Source organism: Veillonella tobetsuensis (assembly GCF_002959935.1).
In the GTDB taxonomy this organism is placed as follows: domain Bacteria; phylum Bacillota; class Negativicutes; order Veillonellales; family Veillonellaceae; genus Veillonella; species Veillonella tobetsuensis.
On sequence record NZ_PPDF01000008.1, the window covers coordinates 382,641 to 397,923 of the forward strand.

Genomic DNA, 15,283 nt, shown 5'->3' on the forward strand with positions numbered 1-15,283 from the left:
ATTAATAACCTCGTTGGTTAAAACGAGACCTTAAATCTAAAAACATATCTATAATACCGAGTATAACTAATGCTTGAGAGAATATCAAAGTATAAGCAAAAAGCAATATCCACTTTGCTTTATTACTCACTCGATAGCTAGTCATAATATCTGCTAATGCAGCAAAACCATGAATAGAGCAAATAAAATTACCAAGTAATAGTAAATTTTTACTAATAGCAATAACCAAAGGATTATCTAAATGCACATAGGAGGCTCCATGGAAACCTATAATACCAAGAGCAAAGATACCGGCCCCCCATATAGGCATTCTCCATTGCTCAACTGCTAAAAAAGCAGGTATTGAAAGTCTTAATCTATGGCCAAGCCAAAGTGATATTTGGATTGTAACATAAGTATATACGGTAGCCGCTATTGCGATAGCCATAAAGAACATATCACCTAAAGTGTCGACATTCTTCTGTACACTTTCAACAAATTCATCAGCTTGTGCTTGTGTAATACTAGGATTTACTTCCATAGCCTCATTTGCAAGCGATTGTGCTTGTTCTACCAACGTAGGTCCTACAGACGATAACTCAACACCTGTCACAGTATAAGATGCCACAATTGTAAAGAGTACTGCAAAAAACATCATTATACTTGGCACTAATAAACGTTTAAGCGTATTCCAGGAAAGTCTATGTCCGGCCCCTACGCCAACACCTACCAAGGCAAACAATCCAACCGTAAGCGAATTAAATATGCCAAATAACATTGTAGATAAAAGAAAAATAACAATAGTTCCTACAACGCTATATTTAAAGCCCCATTTTGTACCAATTATGCCAATAGCTGCGGGGGTAACAAAAAAAGATAAAAACCCAAATACAGGTAAATATACACTAACAGCCGTGAGTATGATGCCTATAGCGCTAACAAACGCCGTTTCCACCATAGCTCTTGTATTTGTTTGATTCATAATACTCCATCCAACAATAAAAGGATACCAGTTATCCTTTAATTATAGCAGTTTAAAAGGGTAACTTCAAATACCCTATATAGTAGGGAACGGTAGCAAATACGCTACTTATAGTAAGATGTAACAAATATATCCCTCTCAAGACATTTGTTCCATTTATATCGTGGCACCTATGCTTGAGAGGGATATATTATTTAGTGTACGTCTTGAATGATTGGCAAAATCATAGGTCTACGACGTGTTTTATCATAGAAGAATTTGCCCAATGCATCGCGAACATTTTGTTTAATTGTAGTCCAATCTTTAATGCGTTGCGCTTCGCAATCATCTAATACTTGATGAACGCGACGCTCTGCTTCGAGCATAAGCTCTTCTGCATCACGAACGTATACGAAGCCACGAGATACGAGATCAGGACCGGCAATGATAGTGCCAGACGCAGTATCCATTGCCATAACAACGATAACCATACCTTCTTGTGCCAATTGTTGACGGTCGCGGATAACGATATTACCTACGTCACCAACACCGAGGCCATCAACGAAAATAGCGCCGGCTTGTACACGGCCACCTTTACGGCCACCATCTTTATCAAATTCAAAGATTTGACCATTGTCACCGATAAGGATTTTCTTAGGATCTACGCCCATAGCTACCCCAAGTTCACCATGACGACGCAACATGCGATACTCGCCATGAACTGGGATAAAGTATTCTGGTCGCACAAGGTTAAGCATTGTTTTAAGCTCTTCTTGGCTCGCATGGCCAGATACGTGAATGCCACGATCTTTACCATACACAACGTGACAACCTAAGCGAAGCAAGTTATCGATAGTTTTACCAACAGCACCTTCATTTCCTGGAATTGGTGTAGCAGAGATGATAACAGTATCATTTGGTGCCAATTCTACGGTGCGGTGATTACTTGTAGCCATACGGGACAAGCCTGCCATTGGTTCACCTTGAGAACCAGTTGTTAAGATCATGATTTGATCATCTGTGTAGTTGTGCATTACATCTACATCGATAATCGTATTTGGCGGAATGTCTAAGTAGCCGCGTTCTTGTGCGATTTCTGTAACATTGACCATACTGCGACCCATAACAACAACCTTACGATTATACATAACCGCCGCATCAATTGCTTGTTGGATACGAGATACGTTAGACGCAAATGTTGCTAATACAACGCGACCTTTCGCTTCACCAACAGCTTGTTTAATAGCAGGACCTACGGAGCTTTCAGAACCAGTAGTGCCTGGTTTTTCAACATTTGTAGAGTCGGACATCAACGCTAATACGCCTTTGTTACCAAGTTCTGCAAATTTGTGCATATCCATCAAACGGCCATCAACTGGTGTTTGGTCAATTTTAAAGTCCCCTGTATGAAGAATCGTACCAATTGGGGTGTCGAAGTATACGGCACAAGAGTCAGGAATAGAATGGTTTGTTTGAATAAAACCAACTGTTACTTGTCCAATTTGAACTTCATCACCAGCAGCAATCATGCGAAGGCATTTAGGAGACACTTTGTGTTCTTTGAATTTACCTTCAATCAAGCCACACACAAGATTTGTAGCGTATACAGGGCAGTCAATCTCTTTCATAAGATATGCCAAAGAACCGATATGGTCCTCGTGACCGTGAGTGATAACAACGGCTTTCACACGGTCCTTATTCTCGATGATATAGCTCATATCCGGAATAACAATGTCCACACCTAACATATCTTCGCTAGGGAACGCAAGACCTGAGTCAAGAACGATGATTTCGTCTTCATATTGGAAAATGGTCATGTTCTTACCAATTTCCCCAAGGCCACCTAGAGGGATAATTTGGAATTTCCCTTTATTAGAGCCATCCGGTTGACGACCAATCAAATCCAAATGCGCCTCTTGGTTGCGAGCCATAGGCCGATTATTAGTACGAGTACGACGGTTATTAGCGTTTTCATTACGGTTTCCATCAGTCGTATTACGTGTGCGTGTATTACGTGTATTACTTGCACCACGTGTATTGCTTGTACCACGTGTATTACGTGTATTTTCACTATTTCTATCTGTGCGGCGAATTTGTTCACCACTACGAGGTGCGCGAGTTTGACGAATTCTACGTTCCGTACCTTGTTGCTCGCCTTGCTCACCTGTAGGTCGTTGACGACGTGTATTCGTTCTAGTATTTGTGGTACGACGTTGACGACCTTCGCCACTTTGATTAGATTCACTCGTATAACGGCGATCACCGCTACGACGGTCTGTATTACGACTATCGCCAGCTGGTCGACGTGTGTTAGTACGACGGCGCGTTGTTTTTTGCTCACCTCGAGCAGACGGAGCCGTCTCTACTGCAGTCACTTGTGCAGTATGTTGATTATCTGTTGTATTCACAGTTCCTCCTAAAATTTTGTTCATTAATTTGTTTAACATATATTTTCACCTATCATTAAATTTTGATCTTTACAGGGGAACGGACAAACGAAAAAGGCGCTATCCAGCAGCGTCTTTCAAATGGGCGCAAAAATAGCGCAACTCAATTGTTACCGTTCAAGTCCTTTTGTCCATTCGCCTCGTGCAAATGAGTATAGTGTACCATTAAACGCGTCAGCCGCGACGTTACGTTCTCTTCGTTACCGTTTAATGTTCATTATAATCCGATCGTTCTGATGAAAGCCTCGCTTTCATACGTTATTATTATTGTAACATAAAAATAGCGTTAACAAAAGAGGACCCTTACGTTAACGCTATTACACTATTTATCAGAAACTCTACCAAAGACCTATTAGTAATCGCACAGTATCTACAACGAGGCAAAACCACAACTCTCAATCGCATTAGCAAATCCTTGTCTATATAGATTAGCACCACCATTTGCAGGATGGCGCAAACCAATGGCAGGCAAACCAAATTTACCCATTGTATCAGCAGACTTTTGTCCTACTGCTAGCATAAGAGGCTCTTCTCCTCCCAGCTCAAGATGTAGCTCTAATAGGCGTCTTGTATACTCCCAACCGAGTTCTTGCTCAGCCTCCGTAGGCGTACGATTCGTCAGTGGATTTCCATCCTTATGCGGGTGGAATGGGAATATATTCCATAACAATGTATCATAGGGATCTATCCCCTTTTCAACGATAGCACTCCACACCACAGTATCAGTAGGCTCGTTAAAGCCGTCCTTTTGCTGTGTTCCTTTTAACAAAGAGCTAGTAGGAGAACTCGTTCGTTCTAAGCGAATAGGTGTTATATCCTTCGCACGAATAGTTTTGTGCTTATCTAATAGCATTCTTTCACAAGTTATGGCAATACCTGTAAAGCGTCCCCCTTGATACCCAACCGCCTCAGCCACAACAAAGACCTTAGCTCGACCTAAGCGCGGCAATAAATAAGCCACCAAATTATCTCGACGCACTTGAGCCGCATCAAAATCATCTGCGACAATCTCTAAATCAGGATTTACCTCACCCCAAGGATTATGGACGAGACTACCAGAATACTGAGCGAGCCAGTCTACAAAACCGCGCACCTTCTCTACACGCCCTGCATCAAAGGTTGCTATATATTCATCAAAAGACATACTCTTCTCTATCTCAAATAAAGACATACAGCCTCCAATTTAAAATTTATAGGTAACAAATAATATATATCTACTATACATGATAATGACACGAATTGCATAAGAAATATATATACATTATTTTAGAATTTTGTCCATTGTAAAACACCCAGAAGGATAGAATACCTTGGGTGTTTCTTTTGATTTGTATATAGCTAAATATAGAACTCGATTTTGTCTTCTTTTGCTAGTTGGAATTGTTCGAAGATGTGATTCCGTATATTAACAAAGGTTGCCGATGTGCGGTCTGTTCTATCGATGATGTTTACAGGGATTATAGTTTGTACTCGACCTGGATTTGCAGATAGTACTACAACGCGGTCTGCAAGGACTACGGCTTCTTCAATATCGTGAGTAACAAATACAACAGTTTTGCCTTCTTCGCGGCAGATACGAGAGATTTCGTCTTGCAAGTTGATGCGTGTCAACGCATCAAGGGCGCCTAGTGGTTCGTCCATAAAGATAATATCTGGATCCACCGCTAGTGCACGGGCAATGGATACACGTTGTTGCATGCCCCCAGATAGTTCTGCAGGATAGCGATTGCGAGCATGATCAAGGCCTACCATTTTAACGTATTTATCGATGATAGCGGGACGCTCTTCTTTAGGCACCTTTTTACTTTCAAGGCCTAGCTCAATATTGCTTTCCACCGTACGCCACGGCAATAAGCCATAGTTTTGAAATACCGTTACATATCTGAGTTGAGGCGCTTTTACCTCTTCACCATCGATAGTGATGGAACCAGATGTAACGAGCTCAAAGCCCGCCATAGCGTTTAATAGCGTACTTTTACCGGAACCAGAAGGGCCTAAGAGGCAAATAAACTCGCCCTTTTCAATATCTAAGTTGATATCTTCAAGAATGGTGAGTGGTTCCCTATCTTTCATAAATTCCTTGTGTGCATTGCGCACTGAAATGTAACCCATGAGGCCACCTCCTATTTCTCAATACCCCAACGTTTGTAAATCCATTTTTCAATGAGGGACACGCCCCAATCAAGTAAAAGCCCAACGAAACCGATGGTTAAAATAGCTACCATTAAAAGATCGTTACGCAAGTTATTTCTCATATCGATGATGAGGAAGCCAAGACCCGTTTGAGAGCCTACCATTTCCCCTGTTACAAGGAAGATCCACGCTGTACCAAGGGCGATGTGAAGGCCCGATGCAATACCTGGGAATACGGCAGGTAATACAATTTTAAATAATAGTTCTGGCTGTTTAATACCAAAGTTGCGCGCTACCTTGATATATACAGGATCGATATTTTGGATGGCAGACACCGTGGATAACAGCACTGGGAAGAACGCTGCGATAAAGATGATAACGATAGCCGGTGCTTGGCCGATACCGAAGAAGAGAACGATAAACGGCAACCACGCCACAGGAGAAATTGGTCGAATGACTTGAACGATTGGATTGATGTAGTTCCAAATCCCCTTGTACCAACCCAAGATAAGACCGAAGAATACGCCAGCTACGACGGAAATGATGTAACCAATGAAGAACCGTACTAAACTGTCTGCAATATCCTTAAAGAGAACACCGTCTCCAATGAGTTCTCCAAAGCCGAGCAATACTTTATACGGCGTTGGCAATAGCGCTTCGTTAAAACCGCCCAGACGAACGATTAGCTCCCAAATCAGCCAAGCTGCGATAAATGAACCCGGCACATATGTATATTTCTTCATGATCCCCCTCCTATGGTAACAACGATGTATCTACAAACTCTGAATAGGTCGGCACTTTTTTGATTAAATCAATATGTGTCATATGATGCACAAGCGCATTATAACGGTCCTCTGTAAGGGCTAAATCTTTAAACCCAATCACCTTGAGGGAACGTTCAATAACTGAGTCATTAAACTTCATGTATTTTAAGGAAATCTCCTCTTGTGCCTTTGGATGTTCGTCTAAATATGTACCTGCATCGAGATAGGCTTTTGTGAAAGCTTTTGCCAAGTCATGATGTTCATCGACGAATTGACCATTAAATACGAGGGCACAGCAAATATTGTCATGCCATAAGTGGTCAGGATCTTCAAAGACTTTGCCATGGCCCATCTCTAAGGCAATGGAGCCAAATGGTTCAGCTACGCTATAGCCTGCAATTTGGCCTACAGCCAGTGCAGATGGCATTTCAGGAGGGCTCATTTCAACGATTTGCACATCTTTTTCGGTAAGACCTGCTTTCTCTAGCATAAGATCTGCGAGAATTTTTTGGGTAGATTGTTTATGAGGGATGGCAAAGGATTTACCTTTCAAGTCTTGTACAGAGTTAATATCCTTATTTACGATGATAATATTGCCCTCTGTATGACCAAGTGCAGCAGCACGAACATCAATGCCTTGTTCACGAGCCTTTACACCTAGCTCAACGAGTACCGATGCAGCATCTACCTTACCGGTATTTAATGCATCCATGAGCTCTGGCCAAGATCCATACTTAACAAGCTCTACATGAACAGGACCATCCGCTGTTTCTAGTTCTTTTGTGGCAAATACTGGCAATGCATGGGTAATTGGTAAATACGCTACCCGTACTGTCTTTAGTTCCTGTGCCGTCTTTGGTTTATTGTACTCATGATAGCCATACGTGATACCACCGATAACCAAGAGAACAGCCGCAATGATTAGATACCAAGTTTTCTTCATAACTTCCCCTCTTTCTATCTCATAACAAGGGGCGTCACATGCCGTTTTCCGCACTTTTCTAAATCTTAGATGAAATATGGCTTTAGAGCACCTCGTCCTAAAAAATTATATTACCCACTATATCAATATGTTTTTACTCTGTCAATAAAACATATCAATATTATAGGTTTTATTTTTATAGTAAAAACTTGTAAACTTTTAGGATACAAAAAGCACCAACTGCATCTAGCAGTTGGTGCTACTTTCACAAGCAAAGATATTATTTATAACAAATACATTTTACTCTGCAATATAAGATTGTCGCTTATTTAAAATATAAATCTCAGCAGTATCAGTTTCACTATACTCACCCACATATGGTGCAATAGCGGATTGTCTAAAGTGTTTTCTTTCACCTTTTGGAACAACAAGCATGAGTTGCTTGCCCTCCGCTACGCATTTAACGAAGTCTTCTTCAGACACTTGTTCCATAAGATATTTCTTATCCCATTCAGCACTGCGTTGTTTCAATTTATCCTTGTCGTCCCAGCGACTGCTATCACCCTTAATCCGGATAACCTTATGACCGGTATAATACACAACAGAGGTACTATAACCATTATAGTAATACACATTCCCATTATATTTTTCCACAACAGGAAGTATATTAACCGAACTACGTTGTTTTATAAGCGGTACCAGCCCTTCTACAACAACGACAGAAGAAATTAACATAGTACCGATAACAACAACGCTTATGAGGCGATAACGCTGTTTGCTCCACCAGAACCATAACAATCCCAATACAGATACACCGGCAAACACATATAACAAGCCATAGTACCCCCATGGAGTAAAGAAAGATGCAACCACATACGCCACCCACAATAAAAGTGTAGGGCCTATGATGATCCAAGGCACATAGCGTGAACGCCCTGGACGTAACGCTTTCAAAACCCCCAATGTACCGAGTGCACTAAATGGCACAAGACTTATAAATGTATAAAGAGGATATTTTGTGGCCATCAAAGAATAGAACAAAACCGTTCCAATCCCCCAGCACAAGCTATATACATAGCCCTTATGACGCAACTTAAATCCAGCTATAATGCCATAAATAACTGCACCCGTCCATGGTAAGGACGCCCCCAGAAATATAGCGATGTAATACCACCACACATTATCCTCGGGATGCTCAGACTGAGTAGCACGCGTTACATTGTGAAGCCCTAAAAATCCATTTACAAAATCTTGACCATGGGTACTATACATATAGAGGTACCATGGTAATGCAACGATTAAAAATGCGAGAATACCTTTCCAATCAAAGAGGCGCAGCAACATTTGTTTAGAGCGATACAGCGCTACATAAACGAGAAGAATAAGCCCTGGCAATACAAGTGCCACTGGTCCCTTTGTAAGAACGCCTAACGCAGAGAACACATAGGCTACAATCATAGATTTACTAGAGTTATTATTTAACCCATCATAGGCAAATACCATCACCATCAAGGACGTATACAGCAATACCATGTCGGTAATAACGCCATGTGCAACGGCCCAGAACATAAGTGATGTACCAAGAATTGACGACCCTACTAAACCTACGAGCCAACGGCCACTTAGGGACCGCATAGCTTGGAACATTGTAGCCACTGATAAAGCTCCGAATATGGCACTTGGCAAACGTACAACCCAGTCAGCAAATCCAAACACTTTAAATGCCAAAGCGATAAGCCAATAAATCATAATTGGCTTATCATACCAATAGGTCCCATAAATTTGCGGCGATAACCAATCTCCAGACAACACCATCTCTTTAGCGGTTAATGCATAATTCGATTCTACTGGATCAGTTACAGGTAGCACATTATTAGCGACCATAAAAAACGCCAACCAGAAAACAAACAACACAAATGTTAAGCGAGATATTTTCATTACAATCTCCTTATGATTTACGTCGATTTTTGTAATATTTATAGCCAATTACAGCCGCAATAATTGCAAATACAGCAACCATAATAATTAAGAACTCATGATTATATTCAATAAGATCTTTCCAGTTTTCACCGAGAACTTTACCTAAATACACCAATAAAATCGTCCAAGGAATCGTACCTAATACAGTCCAAACCACAAAATGTGACATCGGATAACGAGCCATACCAGCTGGGAAGGAAATGAATGTACGAACACCTGGCAATAAACGACCAAAGAACACGGCGGCACCACCGTATTTATTAAACATTTTCTCAGCTAGTTCAAATTTATGTTCATTAAAGAATATGTATTTACCGTATTTCAACAACAAAGGACGTCCGCCATACTCACCCATCCAGTAGGATAAGATAGAGCCTACAATCCCTGCTAAAGTACCTACAACCATAGTCGTATGTAAATCAAATATACCTTGAGCAATCAAATACCCTGCAAATCCAAGCACAATTTCACTAGGAATCGGTATATTCGCATTCTCTAGAACCATCGCAATAAACATGGCTGCATAGCCATACGTTTCCATAAACGAAATAATATATTCCACTTATTATACCTCGTCATAACTCCCCTATACCGGATTTATGATTTTTTAATGCTAACTAATGCTGGTAAAAATATCACCATGTATACAATCTATTTTACCATAATAAAATGACCCTCACCATACGGGAGGGCCATTTGCGGCATCCTTAGTATTCTGGTTTTGCAAGAATCAACTAGTCATACACAGTTATTCAATTTTTAGTCCTTGTATAAAATCAAATGATTTTACAGCTGCTTCTGTATCTACAAAATGAAATGGTTCCAATAATCGACAAAATTTAAATAGATTGTCATGTTTATGTAACACTTCTTTCACATGAAGTACGGTTTCTCGTGCACATCTAGCAGTGCTATAGCCATTCATAGCTGCATAGAGATAGGACTGTGGCAAATCGCCTTCACGGATAAAACTGTGAATAAAAATCAACAGATCCCATCCTGCAGGCGTAAATTCATACCAACGTCGTGCATTCTCCCAATCTAATAGCATAACGTCATCTGTATCCGGATTATACACGATATCTCTTAGCGCTGGACGGCCATGAGCCATACCATAATCATGGAGCATACCAAGAGCTTTACCAAAGGCGTAAAACACATGGATAGCCAGATCCTCTAGAGAAGAGTCTTCAGGATGCTCCTGTGGCAAATGCCCATAATACGTTAAGTTTTTCCCATAATTAGGCGTAACAAAATAATGCTCTCTAAAACCTATGATTTCAGGTGCTAAAGGCAATTGAGTACGAACAAAGTTCATCATATAAAATTCGTGATCAAAAGCCGCACGAGGTGATGGCTTTACCCATGATGACCGATGATTACTAATATCACGTTTCACAAAATACTCTTTTCCCTGAAAAGTAATTGGAAATACACGGCCCATATCTTCTTGATTCAACTTATGATCAATATAATCTAATAAGGCTTCTTTCATGAGACCCCCTTATGTCTTCAATATTTATTTATCTATTATATAATAAAAGCTGTGAATCATCAAATAAAGACCCCCTAGCCAAGGCCAGGGGGTCTTTACGGTAATTATGATAATAGGTTTGGATTTAGATCTTCATTGAGCCAACTTAGGCTATGTCTAAATCAAACGAATTAACCTACGAATTTTGTCACTGCTGCAGTGTCAGTTAAGTGACGTTTAGGCATGCCCATTTCTTCAGGGGAAATGCCAAGAGCAAGACCCACTAATTGGGACATGTGCAAGATTGGCATATCTTTGCCACCGCCAACAACTTCTTTAGCTTCTTTTTGGAACATATCAAGTTGCATTTGGCAAAGTGGGCAAGGAGTTACTACGCAATCTGCGCCTTCTGTAGCTGCATCTTTGTTAATGGAGCCAGTCATTTGCATTACGGAATCATGTGCAGGGTATACAGCATGGAAACCGCAGCAATCAAGTTTACGGGAGAAGTCGATTGGTGTAGCACCGATAGCGGAAATCAATTCTGCTAAGGATGTAGGCATTTGATAGTCTTCGAAGCCCATTTCAGTTTGAGGACGAAGAATATGGCAGCCATAGTATTCAGCTACACGTAAACCAGTTAAAGGTTTAACAACTTTAGCTTTCAATTTGTCCAAACCGTAATCGCGAATCAATACCCATAAGAAATGAGTGATATCAGTTGTGCCGCGGTATTGTTTACCGATTTGAGCTAATTTTTTATTAACTTCGTTCTTTTCTTTTTCGTTAGCATCAAGTTCATTTTTTGCTTCACGAAGCATCAAAGTACAAGTGTTACATACAGTTAAAAGGTTCAAACCTTTTTCTTCTGCTAATGCAATGTTACGAGCATTAGTAGCCAATGTAATTTCTGGAGCGATGTCTTGAACGTGGGACGCGCCGCAGCAAGTCCAGCCGTCAAGCTCTTCCAACTCGATGCCTAATTTTTTAGCTACAGCAACTGTTGCTAAGTAGTCTTCTTTGGCAGCGCTTTCAAGAACGCAACCTGGGAAAAATGCGTATTTCATTATTTGCTTACCTCCTCAGCTGCTTTCATAAGTCTGCGAACACCATCAATACCATTTACAGGTTTTTGAGGTACTACAAGTTCGAATGGATTGATTTTGCTGTGTTTCCACAAACGTAAAGCATAGAATGCTTGTTTAGCGGAATCAACAACACCATCAGATTTCAAGCTCATAGAAACTTCTTTCAAGCGACCAGTTTTGTAGAGATCGTCTTTGAAAGCAACTGCATGGCGAACGCCTTTGCTGTTAGTAAGACCAGCTTTTGTAGCTTCTTTACGCAAGTTGGAAATATCTTGAGCAGGTTTTAAGTGTTTAGGACAACGGGAGATACAGTTCATGCAGTGAACGCATTTCCAAAGACCGTTGTCGAATGCAGGTTGAATGTGAGCCATAGGTGCATCATCACGGCTATCCAATACGAAACGGTTAGCTTTTGTAAATACATATGGTTCTAAGAAGTCATCTTGACGTGCAGTCAATTTGTTACATTCAGATGCGCAGCAACCACAAAGGATACATTCTGTACCAGCAACGAATTTTTTGAAGTCAGCTGGAGTTTGGCGAACGATTTTGTCACCTTCGTTGAATTCTGCTTTAAGGAAAATCCAAGGAGCAACTGTTTTCAAACGATCAACTTTTGCTTCCCAGTCAACAACTAAGTCGCGGATAACGCGGAAGTTGCCGATTGGTGCAATTGTCAATTCATCAGTACCATAACGTTCTGTTAATTCGTCAATTTTAGCTTCGCAACCAAGCATTGCTTCGCCATTTACGCGAATGGAGCAAGCGCCGCAAACTGCGGAACGGCAAGCTGCCAAGAATGTTAACGTTGGATCTTGAGTATCTTTAATTTTTTGAAGGCCCCAAAGAATTGTACGGTCAGCTTCATAGTCAAATTTGAAAGTCTGTACAAACGCGCGACCTTGTTGGTAACGGTGGATATGGTAGGTGATTTGTCTCATCTTAGTACTTCCTTTCTTGTGGTTCGTATTTAGTGAACACTACGTCGCGTTCAGTCAATTCGTACTCGCCGTTAGCACCCAATTTGATCAAAGAGTGTTTTAAGTATCTTTCATCATTACGTTTTGGATGGTCTTCACGGATATGAGCACCACGAGATTCACGACGGTGTAAAGCGCCCATAGCAATAGCTTTCGCTACTGTTAACATGGAACCGATTTCACAGTAGTTTACGAATGCCATGTTGTAAGTACGTTCAGGGTCACCTACATAACAAGTTTTGTAATCTTCAATCAATTGTTCGATTTCTTTTAATGCTTCAGTAATGCCATCTTCGTTACGGAAGATACCTACTTTATTCCACATTGCATCAGCCAATGCATCGCGGATTTCAACTACAGGACGACCGCCTTCACGAGTTGTTACTTCAGTGAATTTTTCTTCCCAAGCTTTAGCAGCTGCAGCCAATTCTGCATCTACGTTTGGTTGTTCATGTGTTTCAGCATAGTCAGCTGCACCAGCACCAGATACTTTACCGAATACTACGCCGTCAGCCAAGGAGTTACCACCTAAGCGGTTAGCACCATGGATGGAGATACAAGAAGCTTCGCCGGAGGAGAACAAACCAGGCAATTCACATGCACAAGTTTTGTAGTCCACTACGTCGATACCGCCCATTGTATAGTGACAAGTAGGACGGATAGGTACTGGTTGTACTAATGGATCACAATGTTCGAAACACATAGCCAAGTCACGGATACCATGAAGTTTTTCAATGATAACTTCAGGACCTAAGTGACGAAGGTCAGCTACTACGTATGCGTTAAGACCAGAACCGAAACCACGACCTGCAGCGATTTCATCTTCGATTGCTTTCGCTACAACGTCACGGGATGCCAATTCCATTTTGTTAGGCGCATAGTTTTTCATGAAACGTTCGCCTTCAGAGTTAAGAAGGTAACCACCTTCACCACGAACCGCTTCGGACATCAAGATACCGGTACGACCAAGACCAGTTGGATGGAATTGGATCATTTCCATATCTTTCAAGCCGTTACCAGCACGGAAAGCTGCTGCCATGCCATCGCCTGTGGAAAGGAATGGGTTTGTAGTACGAGTCCAGAAAATACGACCTGCACCACCAGTGGACAAGATGATAGCTTTCGCTTTAATTTGTTCTACTTTACCTTCTTTCATGTTCCACACAACTGCGCCACCAACGTGACCGTTTGCGTCTTTAACAAGATCTAAAAGGTACCATTCTTGCAAGAAGTGTACGCCTTCTTTCAAGCATTGTTCGTAAGTAGTGTGCAAAATAACGTGACCAGTTTTATCCGCAGAGTAGCAAGTACGTGGATAGGATTGACCACCGAAGTTACGTTGCGCAATTTTGTTTTGTTCTGTACGGGAGAATGGAGCACCCATGTGGTCCATTTCAAGTACGCCTTCTGGACAACGAGAGCAGAAGAATTCGATCGCATCTTGGTCGCCAAGATAGTCAGAACCTTTTACTGTGTCGAAAGTATGTGTTTCGATTGTGTCTTCAGCTGCTACGTTATTCAAACAAGCATTTACACCGCCTTGCGCCATTGCTGTTGCAGAGCGAGTTGGGAAAATTTTAGTAATAAGTGCTACAGTTAAGCCTTTACGACGACCTACTTCAAGAGCCGCGCGTTGACCAGCGCCACCGCTACCTACTACTAGAACATCAAACTGTTCCATAATGACCTCCTCATAACTACCTATAAAAAGAAAATTTCTTAGACTATCTAGATTCAAAAACCTTATAAAAATTTTTGATAACCTAATCATTTTTCCTTAAAGAGAAAACCTCACACATGTGCGATTTCTCTTATAGCTTTACATATAATTATAGAGAGCATTTCACCGTATGTCTAAACCTTATTATGCATAATTAATTTCAATGAATCTAATTGATATTCTATATCAATTCATATTTTTAGTGAAATATTGTGAACAATCTGATTATCTAGGAATGTAATTCTATTTACTTTTATGTATATCATTTATATCAATTCGGTTCCGAATTTTTTCCTATATAAGCACCTCAAATACACCAACTAAACACAATGTTTTGCTACGTGTATCAATCCAATAAGTCCATTTTATAACATCAAAATTTTTAAATTCCTACTAAAACCACATAGGATTTAAAACGCTTATACATATCAAAACATCTCGATTCTAGTATAGTTTTTTCTTTTGATAATTATTATCATAAGTTTTTATTGTGATTTTCTTTACACCTTTCAAATTTCGTAAAATCAGCCTCAACTATGCACAAACGGCAATCTTCGATATACTTCCCATCGTAGAACACTACGAAAGCTAGATAAAATATGGATAAATTCACCTCAACGCTGAATAAACCTATAAAATACTACTTATTACATTCATTTTTCACTCATTCCACTTGTATAAGGTATGATAATAGATAAAATAGTTATATAATATAACTTATATATGTTAATATTATTTTAATCACTAACGTGTTGTAACTTTCACATAACGGAAACTGATTAGTGATTAGATAATATTAAGAGAGAGTTATATAATTTAATCATACATAAGGAGA

The 15,283-nt window shown here is 40.4% G+C and carries 12 protein-coding genes; all 12 read right to left on the bottom strand.

Translation table 11 applies throughout. The features are described 5' to 3' along the window. Position 1 precedes the first annotated feature (1 nt). The gene (locus VTHSUH11_RS04895; protein ID WP_105092829.1) at positions 2-961 is read right to left on the bottom strand and encodes a DUF2232 domain-containing protein; all 960 of its coding nucleotides are present in this window, start codon (positions 959-961) and stop codon (positions 2-4) included. A gap of 194 nt (positions 962-1,155) precedes the next feature. Further along, complete coding sequence (locus VTHSUH11_RS04900) at positions 1,156-3,348, bottom strand: ribonuclease J (protein WP_181143913.1); 2,193 nt, start codon at positions 3,346-3,348, stop codon at positions 1,156-1,158. A 409-nt stretch (positions 3,349-3,757) separates the two neighbouring features. Next, complete coding sequence (locus VTHSUH11_RS04905; RefSeq protein ID WP_105092831.1) at positions 3,758-4,558, bottom strand: uracil-DNA glycosylase; 801 nt, start codon at positions 4,556-4,558, stop codon at positions 3,758-3,760. Between the two features lie 167 nt (positions 4,559-4,725). Further along, positions 4,726-5,499 carry an ABC transporter ATP-binding protein gene (locus VTHSUH11_RS04910; RefSeq protein WP_105092832.1) on the bottom strand — a complete coding sequence of 258 codons (774 nt, stop codon included), beginning with the start codon at positions 5,497-5,499 and terminating at the stop codon, positions 4,726-4,728. A gap of 11 nt (positions 5,500-5,510) precedes the next feature. Beyond that, on the bottom strand, positions 5,511-6,263 hold the full coding sequence (locus VTHSUH11_RS04915) for an ABC transporter permease (RefSeq protein WP_009352211.1): 753 nt from the start codon (positions 6,261-6,263) through the stop codon (positions 5,511-5,513). A 10-nt stretch (positions 6,264-6,273) separates the two neighbouring features. After that, on the bottom strand, positions 6,274-7,227 hold the full coding sequence (locus VTHSUH11_RS04920; RefSeq protein ID WP_105092833.1) for an ABC transporter substrate-binding protein: 954 nt from the start codon (positions 7,225-7,227) through the stop codon (positions 6,274-6,276). 279 nt (positions 7,228-7,506) lie between these two features. Next, positions 7,507-9,144, bottom strand: a complete 1,638-nt coding sequence (locus VTHSUH11_RS04925) for an ArnT family glycosyltransferase (RefSeq protein ID WP_105092834.1) — start codon at positions 9,142-9,144, stop codon at positions 7,507-7,509. Positions 9,145-9,154: 10 nt separating this feature from the next. Continuing rightward, the gene (locus tag VTHSUH11_RS04930) at positions 9,155-9,748 is read right to left on the bottom strand and encodes a DedA family protein (RefSeq protein ID WP_105092835.1); all 594 of its coding nucleotides are present in this window, start codon (positions 9,746-9,748) and stop codon (positions 9,155-9,157) included. 186 nt (positions 9,749-9,934) lie between these two features. After that, positions 9,935-10,681, bottom strand: coding sequence for a BUD32 family EKC/KEOPS complex subunit (locus VTHSUH11_RS04935; RefSeq protein ID WP_105092836.1), 747 nt, complete (start codon positions 10,679-10,681; stop codon positions 9,935-9,937). A 170-nt stretch (positions 10,682-10,851) separates the two neighbouring features. After that, positions 10,852-11,727 (bottom strand): CoB--CoM heterodisulfide reductase iron-sulfur subunit B family protein, encoded by an 876-nt coding sequence (locus tag VTHSUH11_RS04940; protein ID WP_059364259.1) that lies wholly within the window; start codon positions 11,725-11,727, stop codon positions 10,852-10,854. Beyond that, complete coding sequence (locus tag VTHSUH11_RS04945) at positions 11,727-12,689, bottom strand: succinate dehydrogenase/fumarate reductase iron-sulfur subunit (RefSeq protein ID WP_005385096.1); 963 nt, start codon at positions 12,687-12,689, stop codon at positions 11,727-11,729. Before VTHSUH11_RS04945 ends, VTHSUH11_RS04940 begins: the two co-directional genes overlap by 1 nt. Before the next feature lies 1 nt (position 12,690). After that, a complete protein-coding gene (locus tag VTHSUH11_RS04950; protein WP_105092837.1) occupies positions 12,691-14,409 on the bottom strand; it encodes an FAD-binding protein in 1,719 nt (572 codons plus the stop codon). Positions 14,410-15,283: the final 874 nt, after the last annotated feature.

Bases quoted from the DNA above. Each gene is read 5' to 3' on its own strand.
- VTHSUH11_RS04895 (WP_105092829.1), bottom strand. From the start codon at position 961: ATGAATCAAACAAATACAAGAGCTATGGTGGAAACGGCGTTTGTTAGC.
- VTHSUH11_RS04920 (WP_105092833.1), bottom strand. From the start codon at position 7,227: ATGAAGAAAACTTGGTATCTAATCATTGCGGCTGTTCTCTTGGTTATC.
- VTHSUH11_RS04950 (WP_105092837.1), bottom strand. From the start codon at position 14,409: ATGGAACAGTTTGATGTTCTAGTAGTAGGTAGCGGTGGCGCTGGTCAA.
- VTHSUH11_RS04915 (WP_009352211.1), bottom strand. From the start codon at position 6,263: ATGAAGAAATATACATATGTGCCGGGTTCATTTATCGCAGCTTGGCTG.
- VTHSUH11_RS04905 (WP_105092831.1), bottom strand. From the start codon at position 4,558: ATGTCTTTATTTGAGATAGAGAAGAGTATGTCTTTTGATGAATATATA.
- VTHSUH11_RS04910 (WP_105092832.1), bottom strand. From the start codon at position 5,499: ATGGGTTACATTTCAGTGCGCAATGCACACAAGGAATTTATGAAAGAT.
- VTHSUH11_RS04945 (WP_005385096.1), bottom strand. From the start codon at position 12,689: ATGAGACAAATCACCTACCATATCCACCGTTACCAACAAGGTCGCGCG.
- VTHSUH11_RS04925 (WP_105092834.1), bottom strand. From the start codon at position 9,144: ATGAAAATATCTCGCTTAACATTTGTGTTGTTTGTTTTCTGGTTGGCG.
- VTHSUH11_RS04940 (WP_059364259.1), bottom strand. From the start codon at position 11,727: ATGAAATACGCATTTTTCCCAGGTTGCGTTCTTGAAAGCGCTGCCAAA.
- VTHSUH11_RS04935 (WP_105092836.1), bottom strand. From the start codon at position 10,681: ATGAAAGAAGCCTTATTAGATTATATTGATCATAAGTTGAATCAAGAA.